Consider the following 25,859-nt stretch of genomic DNA (forward strand, 5'->3'; position numbering starts at 1 on the left):
TGCAGTCAGTTATCAGAGTCCAGTCAATGCCTGGCCATCAATCCATGTAACACCCCGACCCTTAAACCCGCTTCCGAAGGCGTCATTTGCGACAGGCAAAAGACCTTGAACGCGGCCAGCATGACCACCAGTCCGCCAGGCAAGCTATTCAGGCGATGGGGTTGCAAACCCGCCAGCCTGAGGTGATTGACCTGCCCCGCTTCAAGCAGGCGCAACGACAGGCGCAGCAGGCCGCCGTAGGTGATTCCGCCTTGGTCATCATCGTTCAAGCCGTTGGCCTTGAGGACTTTGGCGAGCATCCGCGCGGTGCCTGAAGAGCCGATGGCCTGCTGCCAACCCAGCGCCCGGTAACGATGTGCGACCTTTTCAAACTGCACCGTAGCGACGCGCTCGGCTTCCAGCAGGCCCTGAGCCGTAATGCAGCCTCCGTGAAAATAACGCGTGCCAAAAGTGCTGCTGCCAATGGCAATGCTTTCGGTCAACAGGGGCTGTGCGCCCTGCCCCAGAATCAACTCGGTGGAGCCGCCGCCAATGTCCACCACGAGCCGCATACTCGCGGCACTCGGTGTCGTGTGGGCAACCCCGGCATACACCAGCCGGGCTTCTTCATGCCCGGAGATCACGTCAATCCGAAACCCCAGGTGACGCTCGGCGCTGGTCAAAAACAACTGGGCATTGTCGGCTTCGCGCACCGCGCTGGTCGCCACGGCCCGCACTCGTCCGGCCTCGAAGCCGCGCAGCTTTTTGCCGAATCGCGCGAGCGCCTGCCACCCTCGATCCAACGCCAACTCATCCAGCGCGCCGCCCTGGAATCCTTCCGCCAAACGGACGGGCTCGCGCAGGGTTTTGACTTCCTGGATCACGATCTGCTGGTTGCGTCTGACCGACTGGCCAATCATCAGGCGAAACGCATTGGAGCCCAGGTCGATGGCCGCAAACAGAGAGGCGTTCCCTTTCATGGTGGGGATTCCTGGCAGATTCATCAGCCCGCGGGCGGGTGCGCTGGGTATTGAAGATGGTTTGTGATGATCCTGCCATGCCTTAGGTGACACCAAGATGACACCGCCCCCCCCCTGCGTCGCTGTGTATCACAGTGTGTACGGCTACCCTCTTGATACATGCGTTTTCACCGGGCCTGCGTTTCGACACAGGCCAGATACGTCGCCGCGTTCAAATGTTTTCAAGGTTTCAAGGGGCTCAGCCAGAACCCCTGGCCAACGCCTTGCAACGGAGACATCACCATGAAGATGGCAATGCAGAACAAAACCGGCATGACTCGTCGCCACCTGGTCAGCTCGTCGATCCTGGCATTCGCCCTGTTCGGCGCGCTCGGTGCGGCCCACGCACAAACGAGCGCCACCGTGCAGCCGGCGGCGGTCAAGGCCGACGCCGCTCAGGCCACACCCTCCCCGTTCGGCCCGCTGAAGCACATCAAGGCCGGACTGCTGAACGTGGCCTACGCCGAAACAGGCCCGGCTGATGGTCCGGTAGTGATCCTTCTGCACGGCTGGCCGTATGACATTCACAGCTATGACGAAGTCGCCCCGCTGCTTGCAGCGAAGGGCTATCGCGTGCTGATGCCGTATGCGCGTGGTTATGGCGATACGCATTTCCTGTCCGATAAAACCCTTCGCAACGGCCAACCGGCCGCATTGGCCAGTGACGTCATTGATTTCATGGATGCGCTGAAGATCAAACAAGCGGTGCTCGGTGGCTATGACTGGGGCGCACGTTCCGCCGGCATCGTCTCGGCGCTGTGGCCAGAGCGGGTCAAGGCGCTGGTTTCGGTCAGCGGCTACCTGATCGGTAATCAGGCGGCCGGCAAGAACCCGCTGCCACCCAAGGCCGAATTGCAATGGTGGTACCAGTTTTACTTCGCCACCGACCGTGGTCGTGCCGGGTACGAGAAAAACACTCATGATTTTGCCAAGCTGATCTGGCAACTGGCGTCGCCAAAATGGGCGTTCGATGACGCCACGTTTGACCGCAGCGCCAAGGCCCTGGACAACCCCGACCACGTCGAGATCACCGTCTTCAATTACCGCTGGCGCCTGGGCATGGTCCAGGGCGAGCCTCAATACGAGGCGCTCGAACAGAAACTGGCCACGGCGCCGTCCATCAGCGTGCCGACCATCACCCTTGAAGGCGATGCCAACGGTGCGCCGCACCCAGCCCCCGAGGATTACGCCAAGCGCTTCACCGGCAAATACGAGTTCCGGCTGATCAGCGGCGGCATCGGTCACAACTTGCCGCAGGAAGATCCACAGGCGTTCGCCAAGGCGGTGATTGATGCTGATCACCTTTGAGGCCGATCTGAAATAGTCCTTTCACAACGACGGCTCGTTTGATCAACGAGCCGTTTTATGTTGGAAAAAATTCCGCCGACCCCGTTCTGAACATCATTCCAGCAAAGACACCAGACGCGGCTCCAGGGACGTTTCGAACACATCCAGCAGCGCCAGCGTCACCGGCAGCTTGAAACGCCGCCGCCCCGCACTGCCGGGATTGAGGTAAAGCCGGTCGCCACGCCACTCTATCCGTGGCTTGTGCGAATGACCGGTGATCACCAGCTTGATGGCTGAGTCGAGCGCGGCCGGGACATCGGCGACGTCATGCACCAGCAGCGTTTCCCATCCGTCGAGATCAAAACGAAGAAGGTCAGGAAGTTTTTCTGCCCACGGGGCGTCCAGGTCATTATTCCCGCGGACAACGTACAGCGCGGCGATAGCCTTGAGTTGATCGAGAATGTCGGCGTTGCCGATGTCGCCCGCGTGAATGATCCGCTCACAACCCGCCAGGGCAGCCAAGGCTTCGGCACGGAGCAAGCCGTGAGTATCGGAAATCACACCAACTTTCATGCGCCGCTCCAGATCAGGTTCAAGGATGAGTGACAGCTCCGTCCCGCAACGTCCGCCTGACCTCAGCCTGTATGGCATAAGCCGGCGCCTCCACCGCATTGAAATCTTGTGTATACCGCTGGGCAAATCCTTCTACCCCCCATTCCTGGAACTGCTGCACATGCTTGAGCTCGTGCGCCCAGAGCACGATGTTCTGTTCTGCGGTTTCAGCATCCCGGAAGAGGATGATGTCGATCAGCGTCACGGCACCGACATCGGGGTTTTGCAGCATGGCAGTGGCGGCGTTGAACTGGCCGCTATCGCTGACTTTGTAGCGTGCGGCATCGAGGACGACGGGATCGTACCAGCGCAGCAATTGCTCCCGGATGTGCGGTGGAATGGGTTGCAGGCCGGTGACGGCGGCGTCGGCGCGGGCCTGGGTCAGCCACAGCGCCAAGGCTGGCGCGGCGATCTGGTAGAGGTCACCTGTCAGCCCCATGTCTGGCAGGCAGATGCAGCCGTCCAGGCACACTTGCTTCTCGCCAGCCGGGCAGGCGCCGGACTGGGCTGACACTTCAAGCGTCAGGCAAAGAACAACAAGCGCCACCAGGCGCGTGATGATGGACGGCATTGGACGCTCCAGGGACGGATGCGGCGCTAACAGTGAATCGGCGTGTCGGCAAAACATCGCTGGACACGACAGACCACTGTTTCCTGCAACTCACTCGCTCTCAGAGGACGTGATGGGGTCGAGAGTGGATTCAGCCGCGAGCTTCAATCGATCAGCCTTGCTGATGTATTTAGACTTGCTTGCCGGTGCCAGTTTGGCACTGGCTTTTTTGGCATGCGCCTTTAATAGCTGCTTGATTTTTTTTTGACGATTCATGGTTTTCCACTCGGTGTGTCAGCGCCCGAATGATATCAGCTTAAATGGCCGGACCCGATCCCCAGGGTGCGCACAGGGTGCACAACGCGGGCAATTGACGACAAATCGCAGGCGCTGGCAGAACCGCCCGCCACCGAACGCCTGCCACCGCCGCAATCAGGCCAAGGCTGCGAAAAGCACTACCCCAGGGAATAGGCGGGGAAGTCCGTATAACCGACCTCGCCGCGGCGGGTGTAATACGCTGATCGGTCCGCTTCGGCTAACGGCCAGCCGTGCTTGAGACGCTCTGCAAGGTCCGGGTTGGCGATAAAGGGTCTGCCGAAGGCAATTAAGTCCACCAACCCGGTGTCGAGCGCAGCCTGCGCGCTGTTGCGATCAGTGAACCCGCCACACCAGATGATTGCGCCAGGGAACGCGGCCCGAACCTTGGCCAGCAGAGCGTGGTCGAGGTGGTTCGATTTGAACTCGGCCAACTCCATGTTTTCCTCAGGCATCAGCTCGTAGACCAGGTGCAGATAGGCGACGCCGAGACGACCCAGACGCTCAGCCACGTACAGCAAGGTTTCCTCGGTCAGCGGGTCCGCCGGAATACCGTTGAACTTGCCAAACGGCGACAGGCGCACACCCACACGCCCCGGCCCCCACTCACGCACCGCCGCTTCAACGACTTCCAGCAGGAACCGTGTACGGTTTTCCAAGCTGCCGCCTCCATATGAATCGGTGCGCGTATTGAGCACCGAGTTCATGAACTGCTCGACCAGATAGCCATTGGCACCATGGATTTCGACACCGTCAAATCCGGCCTCCCGGGCGTGGATGCACTCTTGTGTAAACGTGTCGACCAACGCCATCACCTCCTCTGACGTCAGGCGCCGAGGCTGGCCCGCCGGGATGTGGTCCAACTTGCCATCCGGGCCGTGGGCGAACACCTGCGACTCAGCCCTTTCGTCAGTCACGCCCCAAGGCGCCTCGCCGTTCGGCATGAGCGATGGATGGGCCATCCGGCCGACGTGCCACAGTTGCAGAAATATCGTGCCGCCGTTGCGGTGAACCTGATCGGTCACCAGGTGCCAGCCTTGCCGTTGGGCTGGCGTGTAGATACCGGGTGTCATGGCGTAGCCATTGCTGGAAGGCGCAACGTCCGTTGCCTCGGCGACGATCAGGCCGGCACTGGCTCGCTGCCCGTAATAGGTGGCCATCAATTCATTGGGGACGTCACCCTCGGACGTCCGCGTGCGCGTCATGGGCGCCATGACGATACGGTTTTTCAATCTGAGGGTGCCGCCAACAAACTGAGATTCAAACAGGTCTATCATTGGGCTTCCTTCGGGTCGCATCTGATCGGAAGGAAAAGCGTACTGTTCCTAAATCAGGCCTATCTACACACCGTTTAGTCAGTGGTACCCAATGAAGACAATCAATAGACTGCCGGGCTTGCCGATCGAGCGCACGCTGGCTGTGCTCTCCGGGCGCTGGAAGGGAGTCATCCTTCATGTGCTGCTGGACGGACCGCAACGCACCTGTGATCTGGAGAAGCGCATCGTCGGCGTTTCACAGAAGGTGTTGATCGAGCAACTGCGAGCGCTTGAGGAACACGGGATGGTGAGCCGGCAACCCAGCGCCCGGGATCGTCAGGGGATCGAATACCTGCTCACCCCGCTGGGCGAAAGCCTGCGGCCCATCCTCGAATTGTTGATCGAATGGGGCGTCCATCACGCGATGGAACTCGACGAGGCCGATCGGCTGTTGCCCTGCGAGGCAGTTGTTCGAGATCGCATTATCCGATCAGAGAATGAGAATGCCTGACTGGGTGCCCGGCATCGCGCCGTGTTGATATGCATTGGGCCAGGTTAGCGCTGGCCCGGTAAAAGTTGTGCCCCCCGCTCGGCCTGCCTTGGCCTGAACGGAGGTCCGGCTCCCGCGAGCGATCAATAGTCCCAGATGGCCGCGATCCAGCGAAAGGCATCTCCGTCGATGGCCACTCGACCAACGGAGGGGAACGGCAGGTGCGTAGCGACAAACAGCTCGCCGCTCGCCGCCGCCTCGCGCATCAGGCGAACGCGCACGCGATACGCTTCCTCCGGGTCATGTTCAAAGCCGTTGTGCCATTCAGGGTGCTCGAAGGCGACCGGGAACAGCGCGTCGCCTGCGAACGTCAACCGCTCACCGCCGGAGTTCACGTAGACCACACTGTGCCCCGGAGTGTGGCCGCCGGTCAGCTTGACGACCACGCCCGGTGCCACCTCATATTCGTCTTCGAACGTCTTCAGCTGGTTGTGGAAGGCATCCATGAACTGCTGGGCCGTGGACCGCAAAACGTCGGGCACCGGCGTCGGCATGGTGGTTTGGGTGAAGTCGGGAGTCGCCCAGAAATCGACCTCGGTCGCCGAAACGTGAATTCGCACATCAGGACGCAACCGGTTCTTCACCTCATCGACGAGCAGCCCGCCGATATGGTCCATGTGCATGTGGGTGATCACCACGTCGGTCACCGACGCCAGGTCAATGCCGGCCGACTCCAGACGCTTGGGGAACTGCCCGGCCCGCGGAAAGCCGGGGAACTGCCCACCCAGCCCAGCGTCGACCAAGATTGTCTGGTCGCCGCTGCGCAGCACCAGAACGTTGAGCGGCCAATCGAATGCGTCCGGCCCCAGGTATTGATCCTTGAACCAGGCCTCGCGATCGGCGGGGTCGACATTGGTGGACATCGTCGACGTCGGCAGCGGCAGCACCCCATCGCTGATCACCAGTACGTCAATCTCGCCGACTCGCAGGGCATAGCGCGAAGAAACCATCTCTTGCGCCCCCGTTCCGCCGAAATTCGAGGTGGTGTACAAGCTTAAGCCGGAGTCCGGCTGACCGCTCACTGGCTGAGATGCTCCATCCTTTGGGGTGGGGATGTTCAGATGCGTCGTCATGGTTTTTCTCCGATTGCCTGACTCAAGGGGTCTTAAGCGAAAGCCACTCTCTCGAGGTGAAAGGGACTGATCGTTCAGGAATCGAGTCTGCATCGCGACGCACCACGCCAGCTACCATACCTGGGTATGGTGAGCTTGCACCTTAGCGTGATCGTTTCATGCAAAAGTGTGGAGACGGGCTCTACGAAGTCACACGCACTAAGCCACCTTTTCGCCGCCTCGCCGTTTACCCACGCTGAACCTCGCGCCCGCCCGAAGCGCATGGCGGAGTTTCAGCGCCGGCCGTTCGATGCTGTAGTACGAAACGCAACTCAACCCGAACGACAGGATCAGAACGGCGGCAACGATGTGCGCGTCGTAGGCAACCGGCCAGAAAGCACGCAGGAAGTACATCACCACAAAGTGATTCAAAAACACGCCATAGCTGATGTCCCCGAGGAATTCGTCAACCCGGTGAAACTTGAGTTTCGTCAGCACGTACACGGCCGGGATGCCTAAGGCGATGCCCGCCGTCACCTCCGCGTTAAACGGCCGACGCTCAATCAGTCCCGCTTCGATGGCCACAAACATCAAGGCAGCCACCACGGCAGTGCCGGCAGCGATCGCTAAACCCTTCGCCTGCGGTTTGTACAGGTAGCTGCCGCACAGGAACATGAACAAGACGCCCGGCAACAGGCGATAGCCGTACACATCGGTGTTGAGGAAACCAAGACACGCAGTCATAAATACGGCGACAGACAAGACAAACGCAACGCCCCTCGCCTTGTAGATCAACAGGAATGGAATCACCAGGTAGAAACACATCTCCAGCCCCAGAGACCAGGCCGGCGGCAGAATCAGCGGCCCGGCGAGCCCGAACATGTAGAAGCCGAGGGGCACCATCGTGAGGCTCGCCGCGATGTTCCCGAGCGTCAGCTCGGCGGCTTGAGGCGTGCCGGGCAGCAGGCAATAAATCACGGCGCACGATGCCAGGAAGTAGAACAGGAATTGAGGGTAAAGCCTCAAGGCCCTGTCCATGTAGAACAGCCCGATTTTCTGCGGCGCCTTGTAATTTCGCTCAATGAGCGAGGTCATTACAAAGCCGCTGATGATCAGAAAGGAAATCACGGCAACCACGCCAGGGTTAAGCCCCGCGAACGTTTTGCCCATATGAGAAACGGCCACAAGAATAGCCAACAGCAAACGATAAGCGCCCACTTACACTCCTGACGTCCTTGTATTTATGGCGCGTAAACTACGATGCTTTGCGTCCTGAGAACAGGATTATTTCGTGCCGCGGGAACCTGTTTTCATTCGTGTGAGATCGACCAGGTAATCCGTGCCGTATGGCGATTCGAATTAGCCCTGACAAAAAAAGCCCCGCGACCGAAAGGCGGTGCGGGGCAAAAATTGGTTGGTTGCGGCCAACCAAAGGAGCGCTTGAAAAACGTTTACGGGTCGGGGTCAGATGCAATCCTGAGCGGCGCGTCCGAAACTCGACGGCAGGAAGTTCGAGGCCAGCAAGTGCCGCTCGTAGATGAACACCTTGCCGCCACTGCCGGACTTGTAGGCCTCCAGCACGTTGTCCGCAGAGACTTTGCTCGGCACCACGATCCGGTAGCTGCGCTGGGTCTGCGAGACGGTCGGGCTCAACGCACTGCCCTGCAATTTCGGTACGACGCAGTCGGCGTATTGCGCAGGTGTCTTACTGGTCTGCAGGGTCAGCGTCGGGTCGTTCGGTGCAGAAGCGCAACCGGCGAGCAATAAAGAGGCAAACGCCATGGCAGGCACAAATAAAGGGCGCATGGATGTCATCCTGAAAATAAAAAGTCCGGTTCATCGCGTGACGGGGCAGCATCACGGGCTGTGTTCGATGGGGGCGATTTTCCGGTGATTACTGACAAAGCAGAACTTGTCTTTCGTGATTGTCACTATTACCTCACGCAATAGTTGCGCGCCGTGCAGACTCGTACACACTCAATCACAACCGAAATACATTGATGAGGCCTCTCCTTGAGAACGTTTGACCTGATCCGCGACGCCGTCCTGCCCGAGTTCCGTGACCGGGTGGCCGAGTACTTGATCCAGTACGAAACTGTACTGCTGTGCGAAAACCCGCCCGACCGGGAGTTAACCCGTGCCACCGCCAACCAGCTGCGCGGTTATTTGCGCGGGCTGAACACCACGCGGGTGTTGGGCATGGCTGATTGGGAGGAGCTGGATCGGCGGGTGGTGGATACATGGCTAGCGCCCGACCAATGACAGCGGGTCCAGACTCCGGTCTCGGTCGATGAGACGGTTCACCCGTTGGTGGATCATCTAGTGGGGTAATCGCGCTACGCCCTGCTGGGTATGTCCAACAGGATCATGGTGGCGAAAATCAAGGCGAACCGGGTTTTAATCGGGACTGAAGCAATAGGCCGCCAGTTTGTTGCCGTCCAGATCACGGGCATAGGCAGCGTAGGCATTCGGTGCCCAGCCACGCGGTCCCGGCAGGCATTCACAGGTACCGCCAGCGGCCAAAGCGGCTGCATGGAACGCGTCGATGGCGGCACGGGGCGGCGCTTCGAAACTGATGGTCACCTCATTACCGACGCTGGCAGGTGCGTCGTTCGCCGGTTTCAGAACAAAGAAGGACGGTAAGTTCTCGCCCCAGATAGAACCGTTGTCGCCGAGGTCGGCAATACGCTTCTGGCCCAATTCGCCCAGTAAGCTGTCGTAGAAACTGCGGGCGTTGTTCAAATCATTGGTGCCGACTGAAACGTCAGTGAATACGCATTTTTTTGCGCTTTGTCAGGTGGGAAATAACGCGCAGTACGGCGTCGGGGTTTGGCCAAAAATGTGCCCCGAGCCTTTGAAAAACAGTGATGAATCGGCATTAATCCGATGTGAGAAGCGCATAGGCACAGAGGTGGCCTTCACAACAGTCGATGCCTTGATACTCTATGTGCCCCATGACCATGGACATCAGCACATGGAAATAGCACCACCATTCGTCATTCTTGAAACCACCCATTGGCTTCTCAATCATCATATGTCGTCGGCGCTTCCCGGCTATTTGATGCTGGGGGCGAAAACTCAGGTCAACTCACTGGCTGAACTTCCCGAAGGTGCACTCGCAGAGTTGGGTGGGCTGATGGCCAACATCCAGAAAACCCTTGAACGGCAGCTGAAGCCGAAATGGCTCTACATCAGCCGATTCGGTCACGCCCCTGGCTACCCCATCCACTTTCACTTCATTCCGGTGTACGCCTGGGTCGAGACGCTTTTCTGGAAAGATGCCCGGTACAGGCTTTTGCAGACTTTCGCCAGCGACGAAAACGCCCAGTCACTGACTGATGGAGCAGAACTCACGCTCTTCATCTGGCGTGAATTTGGAGAAAGCCCTGAGCCGCCTGAAGTTCAAGGGCCGTCAATCAAGCAGGTTATTGATGATTTACGAATAGCATTCAGATAGGCGGAGCGGTTTGTTCGTTTGGGGTCGATGTCCTTCGTGAACGGTAGCTATTGGTCGATTTCTGCCCGTCACCAGGGACTGCAATCGGCCAAAAGCGGACGCTCAGCCCCCTCTTTTTCGGCAATACGTCACCGCCTGGCAGGCATTCCTAAAAAGGATTTACACTCGTTTTGCCTCGATTCAGACCGCTGTCTACATACGGGAAATAGACTTGTGCAGATTCAAATTATTTACACCCAAACAGGCATGTTGCTCTCCAAGCATCCTTACCCATCGTGGAGAGAGGTTCAAAATCAGTACCCTGACTACGTGACATCGCTCGGACCCTGGGATGCAGATGCGGTTATCGAATATCTAGCAGATGAATACCCCGAACTTTTACCGCATCCAAAAGAGCAAGTGGTCGCGTTAATTGAAGATACTCAAGAAACTAGAGTGCTTACTTTTGCCGCGTGAAAAACCTCCTGACGACCATTCGCCGATGTTCGCCAATGACGTCCGCTTTGGGTCGGTTGCTGCCCTTCGCGACAGGCTGTAATCGGTCATAGTCAGTAGACAGACTAGTTGTAACCTGATTGCCGCGTTGCACCATCGTTGTCGGCCAACCGGACTGGGGGCAGTTGCACCGTTTTACTCGTTATCGGTAATTGCCTGCTTTTTACCGTTGTATTTCATGTGCGCAATCTACGCAGTTAGAACCCGTTGCCGCCCACAGGTGATACCAGCCGCTCGACAGAAGTCGCAATTCGATCCCGAGCAATCTTGTCATTTGCCAAGGCTTAGGGCAGGGTCGATACCACTGACATCTCTGCCAAAGGAGTCACCCCATGTCAAAGGTATATCCCAGTATCGATCCCGAGGGGTTGGTCGAGTACTCAGTGGTCTACACCGACCGCTCGCTCAACCACATGTCGCAGTCATTTCAAGACGTGATGAAGAACATTTCCAGGACCTTGAAACAGGTCTACAACGCCCAGGCTGTTGCGGTGGTCCCGGGCAGCGGCACATTTGGCATGGAAGCGGTGGCGCGCCAGTTTGCCACCGACCAGCAATGCCTGGTGATACGCAACGGCTGGTTCAGTTATCGCTGGAGCCAGATCCTTGAGATGGGCAACATCCCGGCGGCCACCACGGTGCTGAAAGCCCGACCGGTCGAGACTGGTCGCCAGGCGGCCTACGCCCCGCCCCCTCTGGACGAAGTGCTGGCAGCCATTCAGGCGCAGAAGCCGCAGATTGTCTTCGCCCCCCACGTTGAAACCTCATCAGGGATTATCCTGCCCGACGAGTACCTGCGGGCCGTCGGCGACGCCGTGCACGCGGTGGGTGGCCTGTTCGTTCTGGACTGCATCGCCTCAGGCACGCTTTGGGTTGATATGCAGCAATGCGCGGTAGACTTGCTGATCAGTGCACCACAGAAAGGCTGGAGCGCCTCCCCTTGCTGCGCACTGGTGATGCTCAGTTCGTTGGCCCTCGAGCGCATCGAGCAGACGCAAAGCACCAGCTTCGCCTGCGACCTGAAAAAGTGGCTTCAGATCATGCAGGCCTACGAACAGGGCGGACATGCCTACCATGCGACCATGCCCAGCGATTCCCTCGCGCGATTTAACGAAGTGATGAAAGAGACGCAAGCCTACGGTTTCGACAAGGTCCGCGACGAACAACAGGCCTTGGGCGATCGGGTGCGCGCAATGTTGACCGGCAAAGGCATCAAGAGCGTGGCCGCAGCGGGCTTTCAGGCGCCTGGCGTAGTGGTGAGCTACACCGATGATGCCGATATCAAGAGCGGCAAGAAATTTGCCAACCACGGCCTGCAGATCGCCGCCGGAGTGCCGTTGCAATGCGACGAGCCGGCCGACTTCCAGACCTTCCGCATCGGTCTGTTCGGACTCGAAAAGCTGCACAATATCGAGCGCACGGTCAGCACCCTCGAGCAGGCATTGGACGAGGTGTTGGTTAACTAAGCCCTCATCGTGCCCGCAGCACATGCCGGACTTGTGAATTCCAGGAAGGCATCCTGCCCCGGGCACTGACGGCCCATGGCGCTAATCTTCGACAAATATGACGCTAGTCGCCCGGACGTCATGTTAGAACCACAAGGGAGCGCCCGTGCACGCGTCTTACTGACACGTGCACCCTTCAGCGCTCTCAGAAAAGGGTTCCAACGAAGCCTTTCACGGGGTGGATGATTGGCGGCTGTATGACTCGGATTGCCCCATTGCAGACGGTGGCGACGGGCAAAAATCGGCCAAGAGCAGACGCTGCTTGTGTCTTAACCCCAAGTTACATTCACTGATGTGGGCGTACCCTAAAAATGGATCGCGTGCACCCTATGCGCGCTCAAACGCGGCACACGCATGACGACCCTGCTTGGGAAGACTCTGTAGGTGCTAACACACCGAATGTGAACGCCACACGTAAGCTCAGCTCACCCTTCCCCGAGAAGCTCGCCTGACCAGCCTCCTTATGTGACGAATTAATTCACGGATATTTACCGATGGAGTAGGTCCTTATACGATGGAGTCCGCATTTATTCCTGCCCATCACGTCTGAGTAAGCTATGGTTATTCGGTGTATGACAGAACGGATTAACAAATTGTGTTTTATAGTCACGCAAAATTTTTCGCAGACAAATAAGCGGCAACTGTCCATAGGTCAGTTATTTCTATATTCACATACAACACCGTTGGGTGCCTGAGCGATGAATAACACTAGTTTTCTGGGTGAAAGCGCTAAGAGCTTCAGTATAGTGATAGTGAATTACAAGACACCAGAAATCACCAAGATATGTTTGGATTTATTGCATCAGCATGTGGGTGGTATCGTTCCAATATGGGTAGTTGACAACTATTCCGCCGATGAAAGTACTGAGTACTTGCGGACTCTTGACTGGATCAACTTAATCGAGCGTACTGTTTCTGAACCAGAGCAGGGCCATATCGCCCATGGCAAAGCACTTGACATGGTTTTGGAGCGGATTGAGTCTGATTATTTACTCCTGATGCACACCGATACATTTATTTTCGATAAAAATGTTTTTCCAATGATGCTAAATAAATGCATGAAAAACCCCAACATTGTAGCCGTCGGTTGTGTAGAGCAACTAAATCGTGGGACCACGAGAACCCTTTGGCGGTTTAGCTCACGATTGTTAAAGCACCATTTCAGACGCCTGAAAATCTCCTTGGGATTACGTTCCAGAGAACCAAAACCGTACAGAGAAGTCTACTTGAAGAGTTTCTGTACATTGTGGAACTGCAAACTTATCAAACAGCACGGCTTGCGTTTCTCAATGGATGATCGTGTGCCCGGCTACACCCTCCAAGACCGCATGACCGAGCTTGGCTATGTCATTGAAATGTTATCGCCGCGTAAAATTTTCAGCTATCTAGATCACATTCAGTCCGGCACTGTCGCAGCGGCTGGTGGCTATGAAAAGACTCATAGACGAACCAAAATGTACAACAACATTCTCAAGCGTCTTAACAAAGACAACAGCCAAAGCTAAGCGTTGAAGGCACGCAGCGAGTAGTGTGTGCGACACGGCTTGAAATTATCCTTGGGTTTTTATATTAAGTTATTGGAGCGGTAATGGCCCCCATCACTCAAACACTACCTATCACCCTCTCCCCGGAGCTTGATTTCGACCAGAGCGCCGCCAGCGCTTTGGGTGACTCGCTAGCCAGTAGCTATATCCAGGCTACGCCATTTCCGCATATAGTCATCGATAACTTTTTACAGGAAGACCTGATTGCGAGTATCTGTTCGCACTTCCCAGTCGAGCCAACTAACAACGAAATGCTCTACGAGCGTGGCTATAAAGGTCAGCGCAAACGACAAATCAGTCCCAACGAATGCGCCCCCTATTTGAAGACTGTTTTCAACGCCTTTAACTCGGCCCCCATGTTGCAGTTTCTTGAAAAGCTCACGGGCATTGAAGGTTTGATACCCGACCCCTACTTTACCGGTGGCGGGCTGCATGAAACGAAAAGTGGTGGCTTCCTAGGTGTTCATTCGGACTTCAGACTCAACAAAAAGCTTAATATTGAACGCAGGTTGAATGCCATAATTTATCTGAATGAAGACTGGCAAGAGGAGTACGGCGGCAACCTGGAACTTTGGGATATCGACATGAAGACTTGTCTTAAAAAAGTGCTGCCAATTTATAACCGCTGTGTCATTTTCAACACAGACAAAGACAGTAATCATGGGCACCCCGAGCCTTTAACGACTCCGGAGCACATCACGCGCAGGTCTATAGCGCTTTATTATTACACCGCACAAACCATGGCGGCCGATCCCGCACAAAGAAATAAAACACATTACAAGCCAAGGCCCAAAGATCGTTTAAGCCTCAAGTACTATTTGAACAAACTAATCAAGAAGAGAAACTAAGCTATATCGCTAGAGAGGACGCTCCCCCCGCCGTTCCGCAGACTAGGCTCAGGCTTGCCGCCTAAAGATGGCTCGGCGAGGGAGACTTCTTCCCGATAATGCTTTCTGCAGCAGCGTGGCACTCGGCATAATTTCCTGGCCGGGGTGTACCAGACTTCGTCTCCTGGTGCCAAGGCCATCACACCCGGCCCCACTTCTTCGACAACGTCAGATACGTCGTGTCCGGTAAGGGTAACCGCCGAGTTTATGCGGTAATACTCGGCCAACCGGATGACAATTGCGATGTGACTTCACTAGAACAAACTTGAACGCTCTGAATAACCAAGATTTCGTAGCCTAGACCGACCGACTGCTTTTGGCCGATGTCTGCCCGTCGCGAAGGGCAGACATCGACCCTAAGCGGCCATTACGCAACCACTACCTCTCACCAGGACCAACATCTGCGCAGACATGTGTAGTCAAGGTGCCGCTGGATAGAACTCGCCATCATCACCTTGAACTCTTGCGTTCAAGCTGCGAGCAATTTCTTCGAGCTTAGTGATGGCCTTGTCAGTCGGATTTTTTGTAAACAGCTCACCGAGATCTGAGCGATACCAGAGCGGAAATGACTCTCCAGGTATGGAAACCATGAAGTCCTGAGGGCTATTGGCAACATCCCTGACGACCTGTGGGTCGATTTTCAAATGTTCTTGCCATTCTTCGAAGGTAATTTCGGGGCCGAAGTCGTCAGCCCAGAAAACCTTGCGACTGATATGTAGATCGTAACCGGCGACCGCAAAGGTGCTTATGCCCATGAGAAGCACTGAAATAAAAGTACGCATGTGTTCGCCATTCAAAATATCTGTGGATTCATACTGATGTTTTAAGACTTTCCTTACAAGGATGAACCGGTTGCGAACGTCTGCTTCTGGCCGACTGCAGTCAGTCACGAAAAGTCGCAGTCGACCCAAAGCGCAGGATGTGTCGAGGCAAATTCGTCATTACTTTTTGCAGGGGCCTCGCGTCAGGGGGCGATGCGGTCCCGCTCATCCCGCCAGTGCAACGGTTCTTCGAACGGGAAGGAAGAGGGACGAACATACCTGAGCAATAGGCTGGGCAATTCGTGTAAATCTTTCATAACCGAATACCCTCCGGTTCGGACCTTTGATTCTGATGCAGTCACCTCCCCTCTGTGACGACGGGTTAACCCACCGTCACAGAGGGTGCACTCTTACTCTTTCACCTCAACCTTATCCAACGCCTGATTCACCGCCAATTCCCCCAACATCACCACTTGGGTAATCCCCAACAGCGTCTTGCGATGTGAGTTATCCAATAACGCCGCAAAATTGCTGAGCATAGTAGTGGCCGAGCCAAGTGATTCGCTGGCGTTGGCCAGCAGGGACTCGGTGTCGTATGCCGGGTTGGCGAGGAACATGGGTTCGGGTTCGTGGTTGCTGGCCATGATGTGGGCGCCCGGATTGAGGTAGTGGTCGAGGGCGCGTTCGGCGGCTTCGTGGAGTTTTCTGGAATCGAGGGATTCGTAGGGGGATGCCGGATTGGTGTCCGGTGGGTTGGGTGTTGGTTTGATCATAGATGAAGCTCCCGTCACAAATATAAGGAGCCATCACTCTCGCTACCAAACGAGGGTGGCGGCCATACGTGGGTTGGTAGACCGGTTGCGACAGGAAACCCGGCGCTCACAAAGGAGCCCCACGCATGCCCACCATAAAAGCAGAGTCCGAAAGAAGGGACTGCCTAAGGTGTCGCCATGCGACTGTCACAAGCGGGCTACCAAACCCGATCACTGTTTTTCAGTGACAGGGAAACGATATAGCCCCCCCAAAAGCCGCACAAGCCGGCGGATTCTGGCGCACGCGTAGGCAACGACGCAAGGCGTTGTAGCCGTTAGGACGTAACGCCGAGTGTCTTTAAACGCGCGCGCCCAAACATGTTTAAAGCACTCAAAAAACAGGGACGCGTAGCGCTCGCCCAAAAGCGTACACGCAGGCCTGTTTGCGTCAGAAAACAATGAGAGCGATTAAAATGCCGGTTAAATGCCAACGGCGTGGTCAAGGTTCAGTTCGAGCAATGGTTGTGCAGTCCATCACGACACATATTGACTAGGTCAAAACCGGTTAATATGCCCCCGCTTCGTCTACCCTCACAAAGCGCCAAGCAAGTTCAGCTTGCGTCAGGCGCATCGATCATTTTTCAGTTCATTCACCGGAGAGCTTCCATGCTCAAGCGTACCCTGGCATTGGCCGTCGGCCTTACCCTGACATTTGGCAGCCTGTTGGCGCAGGCCGCCGACACCTTGAAAGTCAGCGCGATTCCCGATGAAGCCCCTACTGAACTGCTGCGCAAGTTCAAGCCGCTGGGCGTTTATCTGGAGCAAAAGCTGGGCATGAAGGTTGAGTTCGTGCCGGTGAGCGACTATCCGGCCGTGGTCGAAGCGCTGGCCACCGACCGCATCGACCTGGCCTGGCTGGGCGGCTTTACGTTTGTGCAGGCACGCCTGAAAACCGGTAATGCCATTCCGCTGGTGCAGCGCGAACAGGATGCCCAGTTCACCAGCAAATTCATCACCGCCGACCCGAACGTCAAATCCCTCGCCGACCTGAAAGGCAAGACCTTCGCGTTCGGCTCGGTGTCCTCCACGTCGGGCAGTCTCATGCCGCGCTATTTCATGCTCAAGGATGGCATCAAGCCAGAAACCTACTTCAGCCGCGTCGGCTACTCGGGCGCCCATGACGCCACCGTCGCCTGGGTCCAGGCCGGCAAGGTGGACGCCGGGGTGCTGAACGCCAGCGTGTGGGAAAAACTGGTCGCTGCCGGCAAGGTCGACACCGCCAAAGTCAAAGTGTTTGCGACCACCCCGGCCTACTTCGACTACAACTGGACAGTGCGCGGGACCCTCGACCCGGCGCTGGCGGCGAAGATCAAGGCGGCCTTCCTGGCACTCGATCCGGCTAACCCGAAGGACAAGGAAATTCTCGATTTGCAGGCGGCCAGCCGGTTCATCGAGACCAGCCCTGACAATTACAAAGGCATCGAGGAAGCCGCACGCGCTGCCGACCTGCTGGAAATGACCTTGCGTCTGACCCAGGCCAGCCTGACCCATGCCAACGGCGTCAAGGCATTGCGAGAGGTGAACCTGCACATCGGTGCAGGCGAGCAGGTTGCCGTCATCGGCCCGTCCGGCGCTGGCAAGTCGAGCTTGCTCAACTTGCTGGCCACCGCGTTGCGACCGGACAACGGCGAGTTGCAGGTGCTCGGCGAGCGAGCGTGGCAGCTGTCTGCCCGGCAGCGCCAGCGTTTGCGCGCACGCATCGGTCTGATCCATCAATCGCCGCCCCTGCCACCGCGCCAGCGTGTGGTCACCGCGGTGCTGGCCGGAAAGTTGGGTCAGTGGGGCCTAGGCAAGAGCCTGCTGAACCTGATGCATCCTCTGGATATTCCGGGCGCCCGCGCGGCGCTGGCCAGGCTGGACCTGGGCGATAAACTGTTCGCACACTGCCAGCAACTGTCCGGCGGCCAGCTACAGCGCGTGGGCATTGCCCGCGTGTTGTATCAAGCGCCCGAGGTGCTGCTGGCCGATGAGCCGGTTTCGGCAATGGACCCGGTGCTGGCCGAACACACGCTTTCGGTGCTCTGCCGCCACGCCCGGGAGCACAACGTCACCCTGATCGCCAGCCTGCATGCGGTGGAGCTGGCCCTGGCGCACTTTTCGCGGATCATCGGCCTGCGTGACGGGCAGATCCTGTTCGACCTTGCGGCCGGCGACGTCGACCGCGAGCTGCTCGACACGCTCTACGCCAATGAGCAGTTGCACACCTCACCGGTGCCTCCAGTGTCCTTGAGTGTGCAGATTCCCCGATGCTGACGTCTGCCTCGCGCGATCCCGCCGCCCTGCCCCGTTTGCTCCTCACCCTGCTGGCGATCGCCCTGTTGTGGCCGGGCATCCACTTCAGCGAATTGGACCTCGGCGTTTTAGTGGCGAGTGACAGTCAGAGCGAGATGGGCCGGTTTGTTTCCGCCTTCTGGCCTCCGGCCCATGACGCCGAGTTCATCGAACTGCTGTTGCAAGCCACTCTGCAGACCCTGGCCATCGCCACGGCCGGCATGGCCCTGGCGTTGCTGTTGGCCGTCCCTGCCAGCCTGCTGGCCAGTCGCGCCCTGTCGCTGTCGGCCGCATCCCGTGCCGGTCACCCAAGCTTCGGCGGCCAACTGCTGCGTTGGCCGGTACGCGGTTTGTTGATCTTCCTGCGCAGCGTGCCGGAAATCGTCTGGGCCCTGCTGTTCGTGCGCGCCGTCGGCCTCGGCCCGACCGCCGGGGTATTGGCTATTGCGATTACCTACAGCGGCATGTTGGGCAAGGTCTACGCAGAAATTTTCGAGTCGGTCGACCAGCGACCGGCCCATGCATTACTGCGTTCAGGCAGCGGTCGACTGGCGGCGTTTTGCTACGGGATTTTGCCCAATGTCGCGGCGGAGCTGCTGTCGTACACGGTGTACCGCTGGGAGTGCGCGATCCGCGCCTCGGTGGTGATGGGCTTTGTCGGTGCCGGCGGTCTGGGTCAGCAAATGGATCTGTCGCTACGCATGTTCGCCGGGGGTGAAGTGGCCAGTTTGTTACTGACGTTCCTCGTCCTGGTGCTGCTGGCCGATCAACTCAGCCGCCTGCTGCGCTGGAGGTTGACATGAATCGCCTGATCAACCTGGTGCTGCTCCTGAGCATTGGCGCCGCGGCAGTCGCCTCGTTCATCTACCTGGGCATCGACCTCGGCGAACTCGGCAGCGCCGGCAACCTGAAGCAGATGGCTGCCTATGTGCAGCGTTTCCTGAGCCCGGACCTGAGCGCGGGTCATCTGCAAGCCATCGGTCACGGCGCGCTGGAAACCATTGCCATGTCCGCCCTGGGCACCCTGCTCGCGGCGGTCTTCGGGCTGCTGTTGGCATTGCCCGCGGCCGGGCGTTTCGGCTGGCCGTTGCAGAGTGCATCGCGCCTGGTCCTCAATGCCTTGCGCGCGGTCCCGGAACTGGTATGGGCGGCGCTGATGGTGCTGGCCGCCGGACTCGGCCCCAATGCAGGCACCCTCGCCTTGGCCCTGCACACCACCGGCGTACTCGGCCGGCTGTTTGCCGAAGCACTGGAAAACACCCCGCCCGAACCGGCCGATGCCATCCGCCTGCAGGGCGGCAATGCCATCTCGGCGTTCTGCTACGGCACACTGCCCAACCTGTTGCCGCAGCTGCTGGCGTACATCCTGTACCGCTGGGAAAACAACATTCGCATGGCCAGTGTGCTCGGATTCGTCGGCGCCGGTGGTTTGGGGCAAATGCTGTATGTCAGCCTCAGCCTGTTCCAGGAAGCTCAAGCCAGCACGGTAATCCTGGCCATGTTGCTACTGGTGATCGCCGTCGATTCATTGAGCAGCTGGAGCCGTCAACGCTGGGTCAAGGCTTGACTGCTTTCGCAGAACGCCCTACTCCTCCAAACGCCCCGTACCCTCACGGTCGTGTTCGTAGTGCCTGATGAGCGCAAACGCCGGCAACCAGGACTCGCGACGCACGATCCAGCTTTCGTAGGTTGGCGTCAGTTGATCAGGGGCATCGAGAGACCCCAGGTTCACTTCGATTTCATCGGCGGTGCGTGCGAAAACGGACGATCCACAGCGCGGACAAAAATGCCGCCCGGCGTAGTCGCGTGTTTCGCCCTCGATCGTCACCGCCTCCTGAGGGAAGATCGCGCTGGCATTGAAAAGGGCCCCATGATGCTTGCGGCAATCGAGACAGTGGCAAAGGCCGACCCGGTAGGGCCGTCCTGATGCCTCGATTCGAACATTGCCGCACACGCAGCCACCGGTGAATCGGTCCATGTTGCATCCCCTCTGAATCAAACACGACGGGATGGAACAGAAGGTGTCGTAACCGGCACAATCCGCTGCACCGTTTCCCTCCGTGCCTTCCTTGGTGCTAAATAGGCAGCCCAGGTTTCAAGTCCAGACCCTGTCGTGTATTGCCGTGAAACGAGAAATCGATATGAACACCCATTTTCAGACAAGTGATACCCCTGAGCCCAAGACCTGGCAAGAGGCCAACTGCCACCTCCTTCCCCATCAGCCGTCAGTGGTAACAGCATGATCGAAGTCACCGAAGTGTCCATTGCCCGATTGCGAGCGGCGCTGGAGTCTGGCCAGACCACGGCAGTTGAACTGGTCCAGGCCTACCTTGCCAGAATCGACGCCTACGACGGCCCTGACACGCCAACCGCGCTCAACGCGGTGGTGGTTCGCAACCCCGAGGCGCTCAACGAAGCGCAAGCGTCCGATGCCCGTCGGGCCAAGGGCGAAACGCTCGGCCCGCTGGATGGCATTCCCTACACGGCCAAGGACAGTTATCTGGTGAAAGGCCTCACCGCGGCCTCTGGCAGTCCGGCCTTCAAAAACCTGATTGCCTATCGCGATGCCTTCACCATCGAACGGCTGCGCGCCGCCGGGGCCATCTGCCTGGGCAAGACCAACATGCCGCCGATGGCCAATGGCGGCATGCAGCGCGGGGTCTATGGCCGGGCCGAGAGCCCGTACAACGCTGACTACCTGACGGCGCCTTTTGCATCGGGCTCATCGAACGGCGCCGGGACGGCCACCGCCGCCAGTTTCGCGGCCTTCGGCCTTGCCGAAGAAACCTGGTCGAGCGGCCGCGGTCCGGCCTCGAATAATGGCTTGTGCGCCTATACCCCTTCGCGCGGGGTGATTTCGGTGCGCGGCAACTGGCCGCTGACGCCGACGATGGACGTGGTTGTGCCCTACGCGCGAACCATGGCCGACCTGCTTGAGGTGCTCGACGTGGTGGTGGCGCAAGACCCGGACACACGCGGCGATCTGTGGCGGATGCAACCCTGGGTGCCGATACCGAGCGTCGCTTCGGTGCGCCCCGCGTCCTACGCCGGGCTGGCCGCGACCACCGATGCGCTCGCTGGAAAACGCTTCGGCGTGCCGCGCATGTACATCAACGCGGACCCTGACGCGGGCACCAGCGAGGCGCCGGGCATCGGTGGCCCGACGGGGCAGAAAATCAATACCCGCCCTAGCGTGATCGGTCTTTGGGAAGACGCCCGGCGGGCACTCGAAGCCGCGGGTGCCGAGGTGGTCGAAGTCGACTTCCCGCTGGTATCGAATTGCGAAGGCGATCGTCCGGGCGCACCGACCGTGTTCACCCGCGGCCTGGTGTCCAAGGAGTTCCTGCACCATGAGTTGTGGGACCTGTCGGCCTGGGCGTTCGATGATTTTCTGCGGGCCAACGGTGATCCGAAACTGAATCGCCTGGCCGATGTCGACGGGCCGCTGATCTTCCCGCATGACCCAGGCACCCTGCCCAATCGCGAAGACGACCTTGCCGCCGGCATGGACGAATACGTGAAGATGGCCGAGCGTGGCATCACGCCGTGGGATCAGATCACCACGCTGCCGGACGGCCTGCGCGGGCTTGAAGAAACACGTCGAATCGACCTTGAAGACTGGATGGACCGGCTGAAGCTCGATGCGGTGCTGTTCCCGACAGTGGCCGACGTCGGGCCGGCAAATGCCGATGTCGATCCGCAGTCGGCGGACATCGCGTGGAGTAACGGTGTGTGGGTCGCCAACGGCAACCTCGCCATCCGCCACCTCGGTGTGCCGACGGTCACGGTGCCGATGGGCATCATGCCGGACATCGGCATGCCGGTCGGGCTGACCTTTGCCGGTCGTGCCTATGACGACTCAGCGCTGCTGCGCTTCGCTTCAGCGTTTGAGTCGGCCGGCAGCAAACGAATGATCCCGCCTCGGACACCGCCGTTGCAGGGCTGAAATAGCAGCGCGCGGGATTGGGCCAGTGCAGGCTCCAATCCCGCCTTGTCATCAATTCACCCGGACTCCAAAACTCAAAACTTCACTGATCCAAGACAATCTCCAGTCGAACAAGAACCCTGTGGCGAGGGAGCTTGCTCCCGCTGGGTCGCGAAGCGCCCCCAAAAAGGGCCTGCTGCGCAGTCCAACGGGAGCAAGCTTCCTCGCCACAGATACGACGTTGCGTTTAAGTGAACAGCATTACTCGCCACAGGGGGCTTGTTCGGCTGGAGATTATCTTCGGTCTTAGGTGAGCGCCGTTTCACTGATGCACGGCGCCTGCGACGTTTCCATCAGCAGCTGATCCACGACTTGCGACAACGCGGCGTCAACATCCCCTCCCCCACGCAAGGCTCGCGCATACACTCTCCGCTGCCGGTCTGCACTGGTGCCGTCCCGGAGAATCCGACGGGCCTGGGCGAACACATCCTCCACGCCCATCTTCTGCGCCGTGTCTCCAAGAATCTGTTGCGCCCTGAACAGCCATTGCGCCGCAGAGAACGGTCGATCGTAGCCTTCAACGATGAAGGCTGCGTGGATGCCGGACCGTTTCGCCCGCCAGCGATTTTCCTTGAGGATCCATTGCGACACTTGCGAATAGCTCAATCCCGGGCGAGGTTGGTCAATGGCATGGGCCACCAGCAAGCGAAACAAAGAGGCGATGCACAAGACGTCATCCAGGCGCGGACAGGCATCCGTCATGCGCATCTCCAGCGTTGGGTATTTCGCGGCAGGTCGTAAGCCCCACCAGCAATCGCCCGCCTGCTTGATCGTGCCGGTGCGGATCAGCATGGCGACGTAGGCTTCATAGGCGCTTTGATCTTCGAAGAATTCAGGAATGCCCATCCGCGGCCATTCATCACACGCCGTTTGACGGTAGCTCATGAAGCCGCTGTCGGCGCCGTCCCAAAAAGGTGACGATGTGCTCAGTGCCAACAACAGCGGCAACCACGGCAAGACCTGGTTCATCACTTGAATACGGTCCACGTGCCCTGGCACTTCAACATGCACGTGCAGGCCGGACAGCACGCTGCGCCTTGCCACATGCTGGTAGTCTTCAAACAGTTGAACAAAATGAGGATGGTCGGTGGCGTGCTGCAAACGCCAATCGCTCAATGGGTGGCTGCCGGCACTGAGCAGTCCCAGACCGTGACGTTCGAGCGTCCCCCGCAACCTTGAGCGCGCAGAAAACAGGTACTGCGCTGCTTGCGCGACACTGGTGAAGATGGGGGACGCGACTTCGATCTGCCCCTTGAACATTTCATGGGCAAAACAATCGCCGAGCACCCCCTGACACGCTTCAATCGATACGTCGGGAGGATTCTCGGCCATGCGCCGGGTGGCCAGGTCCGTAATGAAGTATTCCTCTTCAATGCCAAACTTCAGGTGCCTGTCCATCGCCTCACCCCTCACCTTGCCCTTGAATCAAGCCTAGCCTAACGCCGTATCGAGAAACATCATGAGCCCGAACCCTAGCATCAGGCCCAACGTCGCCGGGGTTTCGTGTCCATTGCGGTGTGTCTCGGGAATCACCTCGTGGGAGACGACGAAAATCATCGCGCCCGCCGCCAGGCCCAGGGCAACCGGGTAACCCAGCGCGAAGCCGGTGGAAATGCCCAGTCCCACGACAGCGCCCAATGGCTCCATCAGCCCTGAGCCGACCGCGATCAGCGCCGCCCGCAACGTCGACACACCCGTCACTCGCAGCGCCAGTGCAATGGCCAGTCCTTCGGGGATGTCCTGGATGGCAATCGCGGTGGTCAATGGCAGACCCACCTTCATGTCCCCGTTGGCAAAACTGACGCCGATGGCCATGCCTTCCGGCAAGTTATGTAGCGTGATAGCCAACACGAACAGCCAGACTCGATTGATGCGCTGTGCGTGCGGGCCCTTGCGACCAATCTTCTGATGCTCATGTGGGACAAAGCGATCCAGCCCGATCATCAGAGCCACGCCCAAACCCAACCCAAGGACCACGACACACGCCGCCAGCAGCTTATTGCCGCAAATGGCCTGCGCCGCCGCGATGCCAGGAAGAATGAGTGAGAACGAACTGGCCGCGAGCATCATGCCCGCGGCGAAACCCAGCATGATGTCCTGAGTCCGTGCGGCAATGTCACGCAAGACCACGGCCAAAACGGCGCCAAGTGCGGTCGCGCCGAAACCCGAGACGCCGCCCAGGAATGCATACCGCAAGTTGACTCGGTCCGCCCCGGTCAAGGCGCTGTAGCCGCTGACCAGCAGCAGAGCGGTGACACCCACCAGAGTTGACCAGAACAGAATGCTCAGCCAACTGCCGCTTTTTCCTGGGGCAAACCAGACGCGCCAAGGGCCTCTTGCAGGCGAAGAATGGTCCGACATCAGGACACCTGTTTTCCGTTGGAGCGCTTACGGGTCGCTTCAGGCGCAGCCATCCGGATCTGTTTTGATATCCGCAAAGCGTCTCGTTCGAACGCCATTGCAGTGGTATTGAACAGCCGATAAAAGTCCTGTGTAGCCTCTGCGGAAAAAGCGTCTGGATTGGAATTCATGGGGTTCACCTCAACTCTCCAGCACCACAAAAAACCGCACGCCGGGTGGCGTGCGGTGACCCTCGTCACGCATCGGGTTTTCCGTAGAGGCCCGCCCCCAAGTCAGCACCCGTGATCGGATCGCTTTCAGGGTCAGACATCGTGCGGACTTTCATGGCCAGCAACAGCTCTTCGTCTTCGGCGCTGAGCTGGACGCTTGCCGTGCCGTCCCCGCCATCGACTGCCGGCTGTGGATCGTCCACGTAATTCCAGTCCTCGCCCTGGTTCCATGGCCCGCGAGTGCTGCCTTCGCCTTGGGACAGGTTGAAATAGACGTTGGTGAATTCCGGCATGCCGGGAAGCTTGCCCTGCGGAAAGTTCGGCTGGATCGCGTGCAGGGCTTTTTCAAAGGAGAGTTGATGGGCGATCTCGCGGGTCATCAGAAACCCCAGCGCCTCTTTCACCCCGGGATCATCCGTGATGTTCATCAAGCGCTCGTAGACGATTTTGGCGCGAGCCTCGGCGGCGATGTTGGAGCGGAAGTCAGCGGTCGGCTCACCGATGGTGTCGACATACGCGGCCGACCACGGCACTCCGGCCGAATTGGTCAGCGGTGCCCCGGCGCCGTACAACAGGCTGGTAATGTGCGAGTCATTGCCTGCTCCATTGATCGCGCGGTACAGCTCGCCTTCTTCGTCCACCCCTTCTGCCAGTTGACCCTTGGCGCCCTTGTTGAGCATCACGATGATCGATCCGACGACCTCCAGGTGACTGAGCTCTTCGGTGGCAATGTCCATTAGCAGATCCTTTCTTCCCGGATCATCCTCGGCCAAAGCCTGGGTGAAGTAGCGGGACGCCGCCGCCAGTTCGCCTTGGGCGCCGCCGAATTGTTCGAGCAAAAGGTTCGCCAACCCCGGGTTGGGTTGGGCGACACGCACGGTGTATTGAAGTCGTTTGTTATGTAGAAACATGACGAATCTCCTCAGGCCTGAAGGGGCGTCGATACCCATCC

Annotated in this window: 28 protein-coding genes and 2 pseudogenes; 13 read left to right on the forward strand and 17 right to left on the reverse strand. The window is 58.5% G+C overall.

The window, feature by feature from the left end; all coding sequences use genetic code 11:
* Window positions 1–23 precede the first annotated feature (23 nt).
* Window positions 24–959 (reverse strand): Ppx/GppA phosphatase family protein, encoded by a 936-nt coding sequence (locus AB4N91_RS15165; RefSeq protein WP_077750087.1) that lies wholly within the window; start codon window positions 957–959, stop codon window positions 24–26.
* Between the two features lie 282 nt (window positions 960–1,241).
* Here AB4N91_RS15165 and AB4N91_RS15170 point away from each other — a divergent pair, with 282 nt between their 5' ends.
* The gene (locus tag AB4N91_RS15170) at window positions 1,242–2,306 is read left to right on the forward strand and encodes an alpha/beta fold hydrolase (protein WP_077750086.1); all 1,065 of its coding nucleotides are present in this window, start codon (window positions 1,242–1,244) and stop codon (window positions 2,304–2,306) included.
* A gap of 93 nt (window positions 2,307–2,399) precedes the next feature.
* Here AB4N91_RS15170 and AB4N91_RS15175 read toward each other — a convergent pair whose 3' ends face one another.
* The 4 genes from AB4N91_RS15175 to AB4N91_RS15190 all read right to left on the reverse strand — a co-directional run bounded on the left by AB4N91_RS15175 (window position 2,400) and on the right by AB4N91_RS15190 (window position 5,039).
* Entirely contained in the window at window positions 2,400–2,858 is a 459-nt protein-coding gene (locus tag AB4N91_RS15175) for a metallophosphoesterase family protein (RefSeq protein WP_077750085.1), read from the reverse strand.
* A 19-nt stretch (window positions 2,859–2,877) separates the two neighbouring features.
* Entirely contained in the window at window positions 2,878–3,468 is a 591-nt protein-coding gene (locus tag AB4N91_RS15180; protein ID WP_458369442.1) for an eCIS core domain-containing protein, read from the reverse strand.
* Between the two features lie 90 nt (window positions 3,469–3,558).
* Complete coding sequence (locus AB4N91_RS15185; RefSeq protein WP_311099408.1) at window positions 3,559–3,723, reverse strand: DUF2986 domain-containing protein; 165 nt, start codon at window positions 3,721–3,723, stop codon at window positions 3,559–3,561.
* Window positions 3,724–3,902: 179 nt separating this feature from the next.
* Window positions 3,903–5,039: an alkene reductase gene (locus AB4N91_RS15190; protein WP_427700255.1), complete on the reverse strand. Its 1,137-nt coding sequence runs from the start codon at window positions 5,037–5,039 to the stop codon at window positions 3,903–3,905.
* Between the two features lie 118 nt (window positions 5,040–5,157).
* On the opposite strand from AB4N91_RS15190, the gene AB4N91_RS15195 reads away from it, so the two are divergent.
* Window positions 5,158–5,529: a winged helix-turn-helix transcriptional regulator gene (locus AB4N91_RS15195; protein WP_234452946.1), complete on the forward strand. Its 372-nt coding sequence runs from the start codon at window positions 5,158–5,160 to the stop codon at window positions 5,527–5,529.
* Window positions 5,530–5,651: 122 nt separating this feature from the next.
* Here the strand turns inward: AB4N91_RS15195 and AB4N91_RS15200 are convergent, their stop codons facing one another.
* From AB4N91_RS15200 to AB4N91_RS15210, 3 genes are all read right to left on the reverse strand, one after another.
* The gene (locus tag AB4N91_RS15200) at window positions 5,652–6,641 is read right to left on the reverse strand and encodes an MBL fold metallo-hydrolase (RefSeq protein ID WP_042932166.1); all 990 of its coding nucleotides are present in this window, start codon (window positions 6,639–6,641) and stop codon (window positions 5,652–5,654) included.
* 198 nt (window positions 6,642–6,839) lie between these two features.
* A complete protein-coding gene (locus AB4N91_RS15205; RefSeq protein WP_460112639.1) occupies window positions 6,840–7,838 on the reverse strand; it encodes an acyltransferase family protein in 999 nt (332 codons plus the stop codon).
* Between the two features lie 246 nt (window positions 7,839–8,084).
* Window positions 8,085–8,426, reverse strand: a complete 342-nt coding sequence (locus AB4N91_RS15210) for a YajG family lipoprotein (protein WP_010459105.1) — start codon at window positions 8,424–8,426, stop codon at window positions 8,085–8,087.
* A gap of 207 nt (window positions 8,427–8,633) precedes the next feature.
* Here AB4N91_RS15210 and AB4N91_RS15215 point away from each other — a divergent pair, with 207 nt between their 5' ends.
* Window positions 8,634–8,882 carry a hypothetical protein gene (locus AB4N91_RS15215; RefSeq protein WP_010459104.1) on the forward strand — a complete coding sequence of 83 codons (249 nt, stop codon included), beginning with the start codon at window positions 8,634–8,636 and terminating at the stop codon, window positions 8,880–8,882.
* Window positions 8,883–9,017: 135 nt separating this feature from the next.
* On the opposite strand, the gene AB4N91_RS15220 is transcribed toward AB4N91_RS15215, so the two are convergent.
* Window positions 9,018–9,362, reverse strand: a complete 345-nt coding sequence (locus AB4N91_RS15220) for a VOC family protein (RefSeq protein ID WP_460112640.1) — start codon at window positions 9,360–9,362, stop codon at window positions 9,018–9,020.
* 232 nt (window positions 9,363–9,594) lie between these two features.
* On the opposite strand from AB4N91_RS15220, the gene AB4N91_RS15225 reads away from it, so the two are divergent.
* The 5 genes from AB4N91_RS15225 (at window position 9,595) to AB4N91_RS15245 (ending at window position 14,469) form a co-directional block, all read left to right on the forward strand.
* Window positions 9,595–10,077, forward strand: coding sequence for an HIT family protein (locus AB4N91_RS15225; RefSeq protein WP_154911651.1), 483 nt, complete (start codon window positions 9,595–9,597; stop codon window positions 10,075–10,077).
* Window positions 10,078–10,290: 213 nt separating this feature from the next.
* Window positions 10,291–10,533 carry a hypothetical protein gene (locus tag AB4N91_RS15230; RefSeq protein ID WP_077747374.1) on the forward strand — a complete coding sequence of 81 codons (243 nt, stop codon included), beginning with the start codon at window positions 10,291–10,293 and terminating at the stop codon, window positions 10,531–10,533.
* A 371-nt stretch (window positions 10,534–10,904) separates the two neighbouring features.
* The gene (locus tag AB4N91_RS15235; protein ID WP_200668216.1) at window positions 10,905–12,038 is read left to right on the forward strand and encodes an aminotransferase class V-fold PLP-dependent enzyme; all 1,134 of its coding nucleotides are present in this window, start codon (window positions 10,905–10,907) and stop codon (window positions 12,036–12,038) included.
* A 737-nt stretch (window positions 12,039–12,775) separates the two neighbouring features.
* On the forward strand, window positions 12,776–13,582 hold the full coding sequence (locus AB4N91_RS15240) for a glycosyltransferase family 2 protein (RefSeq protein ID WP_083377112.1): 807 nt from the start codon (window positions 12,776–12,778) through the stop codon (window positions 13,580–13,582).
* 83 nt (window positions 13,583–13,665) lie between these two features.
* A complete protein-coding gene (locus AB4N91_RS15245) occupies window positions 13,666–14,469 on the forward strand; it encodes a 2OG-Fe(II) oxygenase (RefSeq protein ID WP_077748806.1) in 804 nt (267 codons plus the stop codon).
* A gap of 64 nt (window positions 14,470–14,533) precedes the next feature.
* On the opposite strand, the pseudogene AB4N91_RS15250 reads toward AB4N91_RS15245, so the two are convergent.
* The 3 genes and pseudogenes from AB4N91_RS15250 to AB4N91_RS15260 all read right to left on the reverse strand — a co-directional run.
* A pseudogene (locus AB4N91_RS15250) lies at window positions 14,534–14,699 on the reverse strand (alcohol dehydrogenase catalytic domain-containing protein); the annotation flags it as partial.
* Window positions 14,700–14,927: 228 nt separating this feature from the next.
* The gene (locus AB4N91_RS15255; protein WP_172962148.1) at window positions 14,928–15,290 is read right to left on the reverse strand and encodes a hypothetical protein; all 363 of its coding nucleotides are present in this window, start codon (window positions 15,288–15,290) and stop codon (window positions 14,928–14,930) included.
* Between the two features lie 389 nt (window positions 15,291–15,679).
* Complete coding sequence (locus tag AB4N91_RS15260) at window positions 15,680–16,042, reverse strand: DUF6124 family protein (RefSeq protein ID WP_010459091.1); 363 nt, start codon at window positions 16,040–16,042, stop codon at window positions 15,680–15,682.
* Between the two features lie 645 nt (window positions 16,043–16,687).
* Between AB4N91_RS15260 and AB4N91_RS15265 the strand changes: the two are divergent.
* The 4 genes and pseudogenes from AB4N91_RS15265 to phnE all read left to right on the forward strand — a co-directional run.
* A pseudogene (locus AB4N91_RS15265) lies at window positions 16,688–17,536 on the forward strand (putative selenate ABC transporter substrate-binding protein); the annotation flags it as partial.
* Window positions 17,537–18,334 carry a phosphonate ABC transporter ATP-binding protein gene (locus AB4N91_RS15270; RefSeq protein WP_077748804.1) on the forward strand — a complete coding sequence of 266 codons (798 nt, stop codon included), beginning with the start codon at window positions 17,537–17,539 and terminating at the stop codon, window positions 18,332–18,334.
* Window positions 18,328–19,155, forward strand: a complete 828-nt coding sequence (locus tag AB4N91_RS15275) for a PhnE/PtxC family ABC transporter permease (protein ID WP_077748803.1) — start codon at window positions 18,328–18,330, stop codon at window positions 19,153–19,155. The genes AB4N91_RS15270 and AB4N91_RS15275 overlap by 7 nt, the downstream gene beginning before the upstream one ends.
* Window positions 19,152–19,919 carry a phosphonate ABC transporter, permease protein PhnE gene (gene phnE, locus AB4N91_RS15280; protein WP_145310745.1) on the forward strand — a complete coding sequence of 256 codons (768 nt, stop codon included), beginning with the start codon at window positions 19,152–19,154 and terminating at the stop codon, window positions 19,917–19,919. The genes AB4N91_RS15275 and phnE overlap by 4 nt, the downstream gene beginning before the upstream one ends.
* Window positions 19,920–19,937: 18 nt before the next feature.
* Here the strand turns inward: phnE and AB4N91_RS15285 are convergent, their stop codons facing one another.
* Complete coding sequence (locus AB4N91_RS15285) at window positions 19,938–20,330, reverse strand: GFA family protein (protein WP_010459086.1); 393 nt, start codon at window positions 20,328–20,330, stop codon at window positions 19,938–19,940.
* Window positions 20,331–20,591: 261 nt separating this feature from the next.
* Between AB4N91_RS15285 and AB4N91_RS15290 the strand changes: the two genes are divergently transcribed.
* Window positions 20,592–22,298 (forward strand): amidase, encoded by a 1,707-nt coding sequence (locus AB4N91_RS15290; RefSeq protein WP_460110761.1) that lies wholly within the window; start codon window positions 20,592–20,594, stop codon window positions 22,296–22,298.
* A 285-nt stretch (window positions 22,299–22,583) separates the two neighbouring features.
* On the opposite strand, the gene AB4N91_RS15295 is transcribed toward AB4N91_RS15290, so the two are convergent.
* From AB4N91_RS15295 to AB4N91_RS15310, 4 genes are all read right to left on the reverse strand, one after another.
* Complete coding sequence (locus AB4N91_RS15295; protein ID WP_460110764.1) at window positions 22,584–23,735, reverse strand: carboxylate-amine ligase; 1,152 nt, start codon at window positions 23,733–23,735, stop codon at window positions 22,584–22,586.
* Between the two features lie 33 nt (window positions 23,736–23,768).
* Complete coding sequence (locus AB4N91_RS15300) at window positions 23,769–24,698, reverse strand: ZIP family metal transporter (RefSeq protein WP_154911597.1); 930 nt, start codon at window positions 24,696–24,698, stop codon at window positions 23,769–23,771.
* Entirely contained in the window at window positions 24,698–24,868 is a 171-nt protein-coding gene (locus AB4N91_RS15305; protein ID WP_154504182.1) for a hypothetical protein, read from the reverse strand. Before AB4N91_RS15305 ends, AB4N91_RS15300 begins: the two co-directional genes overlap by 1 nt.
* Before the next feature lie 65 nt (window positions 24,869–24,933).
* Complete coding sequence (locus AB4N91_RS15310) at window positions 24,934–25,818, reverse strand: manganese catalase family protein (RefSeq protein WP_154911596.1); 885 nt, start codon at window positions 25,816–25,818, stop codon at window positions 24,934–24,936.
* Window positions 25,819–25,859 lie beyond the last annotated feature (41 nt).

This window comes from Pseudomonas sp. H3_D04 (assembly GCF_054669175.1).

Coding starts and splice junctions, on each gene's coding strand:
- AB4N91_RS15165 (WP_077750087.1), bottom strand. CDS start 959: ATGAAAGGGAACGCCTCTCTGTTTGCGGCCATCGACCTGGGCTCCAAT.
- AB4N91_RS15170 (WP_077750086.1), top strand. CDS start 1,242: ATGAAGATGGCAATGCAGAACAAAACCGGCATGACTCGTCGCCACCTG.
- AB4N91_RS15175 (WP_077750085.1), bottom strand. CDS start 2,858: ATGAAAGTTGGTGTGATTTCCGATACTCACGGCTTGCTCCGTGCCGAA.
- AB4N91_RS15180 (WP_458369442.1), bottom strand. CDS start 3,468: ATGCCGTCCATCATCACGCGCCTGGTGGCGCTTGTTGTTCTTTGCCTG.
- AB4N91_RS15185 (WP_311099408.1), bottom strand. CDS start 3,723: ATGAATCGTCAAAAAAAAATCAAGCAGCTATTAAAGGCGCATGCCAAA.
- AB4N91_RS15190 (WP_427700255.1), bottom strand. CDS start 5,039: ATGATAGACCTGTTTGAATCTCAGTTTGTTGGCGGCACCCTCAGATTG.
- AB4N91_RS15200 (WP_042932166.1), bottom strand. CDS start 6,641: ATGACGACGCATCTGAACATCCCCACCCCAAAGGATGGAGCATCTCAG.
- AB4N91_RS15210 (WP_010459105.1), bottom strand. CDS start 8,426: ATGCGCCCTTTATTTGTGCCTGCCATGGCGTTTGCCTCTTTATTGCTC.
- AB4N91_RS15225 (WP_154911651.1), top strand. CDS start 9,595: ATGGAAATAGCACCACCATTCGTCATTCTTGAAACCACCCATTGGCTT.
- AB4N91_RS15235 (WP_200668216.1), top strand. CDS start 10,905: ATGTCAAAGGTATATCCCAGTATCGATCCCGAGGGGTTGGTCGAGTAC.
- AB4N91_RS15240 (WP_083377112.1), top strand. CDS start 12,776: ATGAATAACACTAGTTTTCTGGGTGAAAGCGCTAAGAGCTTCAGTATA.
- AB4N91_RS15245 (WP_077748806.1), top strand. CDS start 13,666: ATGGCCCCCATCACTCAAACACTACCTATCACCCTCTCCCCGGAGCTT.
- AB4N91_RS15255 (WP_172962148.1), bottom strand. CDS start 15,290: ATGCGTACTTTTATTTCAGTGCTTCTCATGGGCATAAGCACCTTTGCG.
- AB4N91_RS15260 (WP_010459091.1), bottom strand. CDS start 16,042: ATGATCAAACCAACACCCAACCCACCGGACACCAATCCGGCATCCCCC.
- AB4N91_RS15270 (WP_077748804.1), top strand. CDS start 17,537: ATGACCTTGCGTCTGACCCAGGCCAGCCTGACCCATGCCAACGGCGTC.
- AB4N91_RS15275 (WP_077748803.1), top strand. CDS start 18,328: ATGCTGACGTCTGCCTCGCGCGATCCCGCCGCCCTGCCCCGTTTGCTC.
- phnE (WP_145310745.1), top strand. CDS start 19,152: ATGAATCGCCTGATCAACCTGGTGCTGCTCCTGAGCATTGGCGCCGCG.
- AB4N91_RS15285 (WP_010459086.1), bottom strand. CDS start 20,330: ATGGACCGATTCACCGGTGGCTGCGTGTGCGGCAATGTTCGAATCGAG.
- AB4N91_RS15290 (WP_460110761.1), top strand. CDS start 20,592: ATGATCGAAGTCACCGAAGTGTCCATTGCCCGATTGCGAGCGGCGCTG.
- AB4N91_RS15295 (WP_460110764.1), bottom strand. CDS start 23,735: ATGGACAGGCACCTGAAGTTTGGCATTGAAGAGGAATACTTCATTACG.
- AB4N91_RS15300 (WP_154911597.1), bottom strand. CDS start 24,698: ATGTCGGACCATTCTTCGCCTGCAAGAGGCCCTTGGCGCGTCTGGTTT.
- AB4N91_RS15305 (WP_154504182.1), bottom strand. CDS start 24,868: ATGAATTCCAATCCAGACGCTTTTTCCGCAGAGGCTACACAGGACTTT.
- AB4N91_RS15310 (WP_154911596.1), bottom strand. CDS start 25,818: ATGTTTCTACATAACAAACGACTTCAATACACCGTGCGTGTCGCCCAA.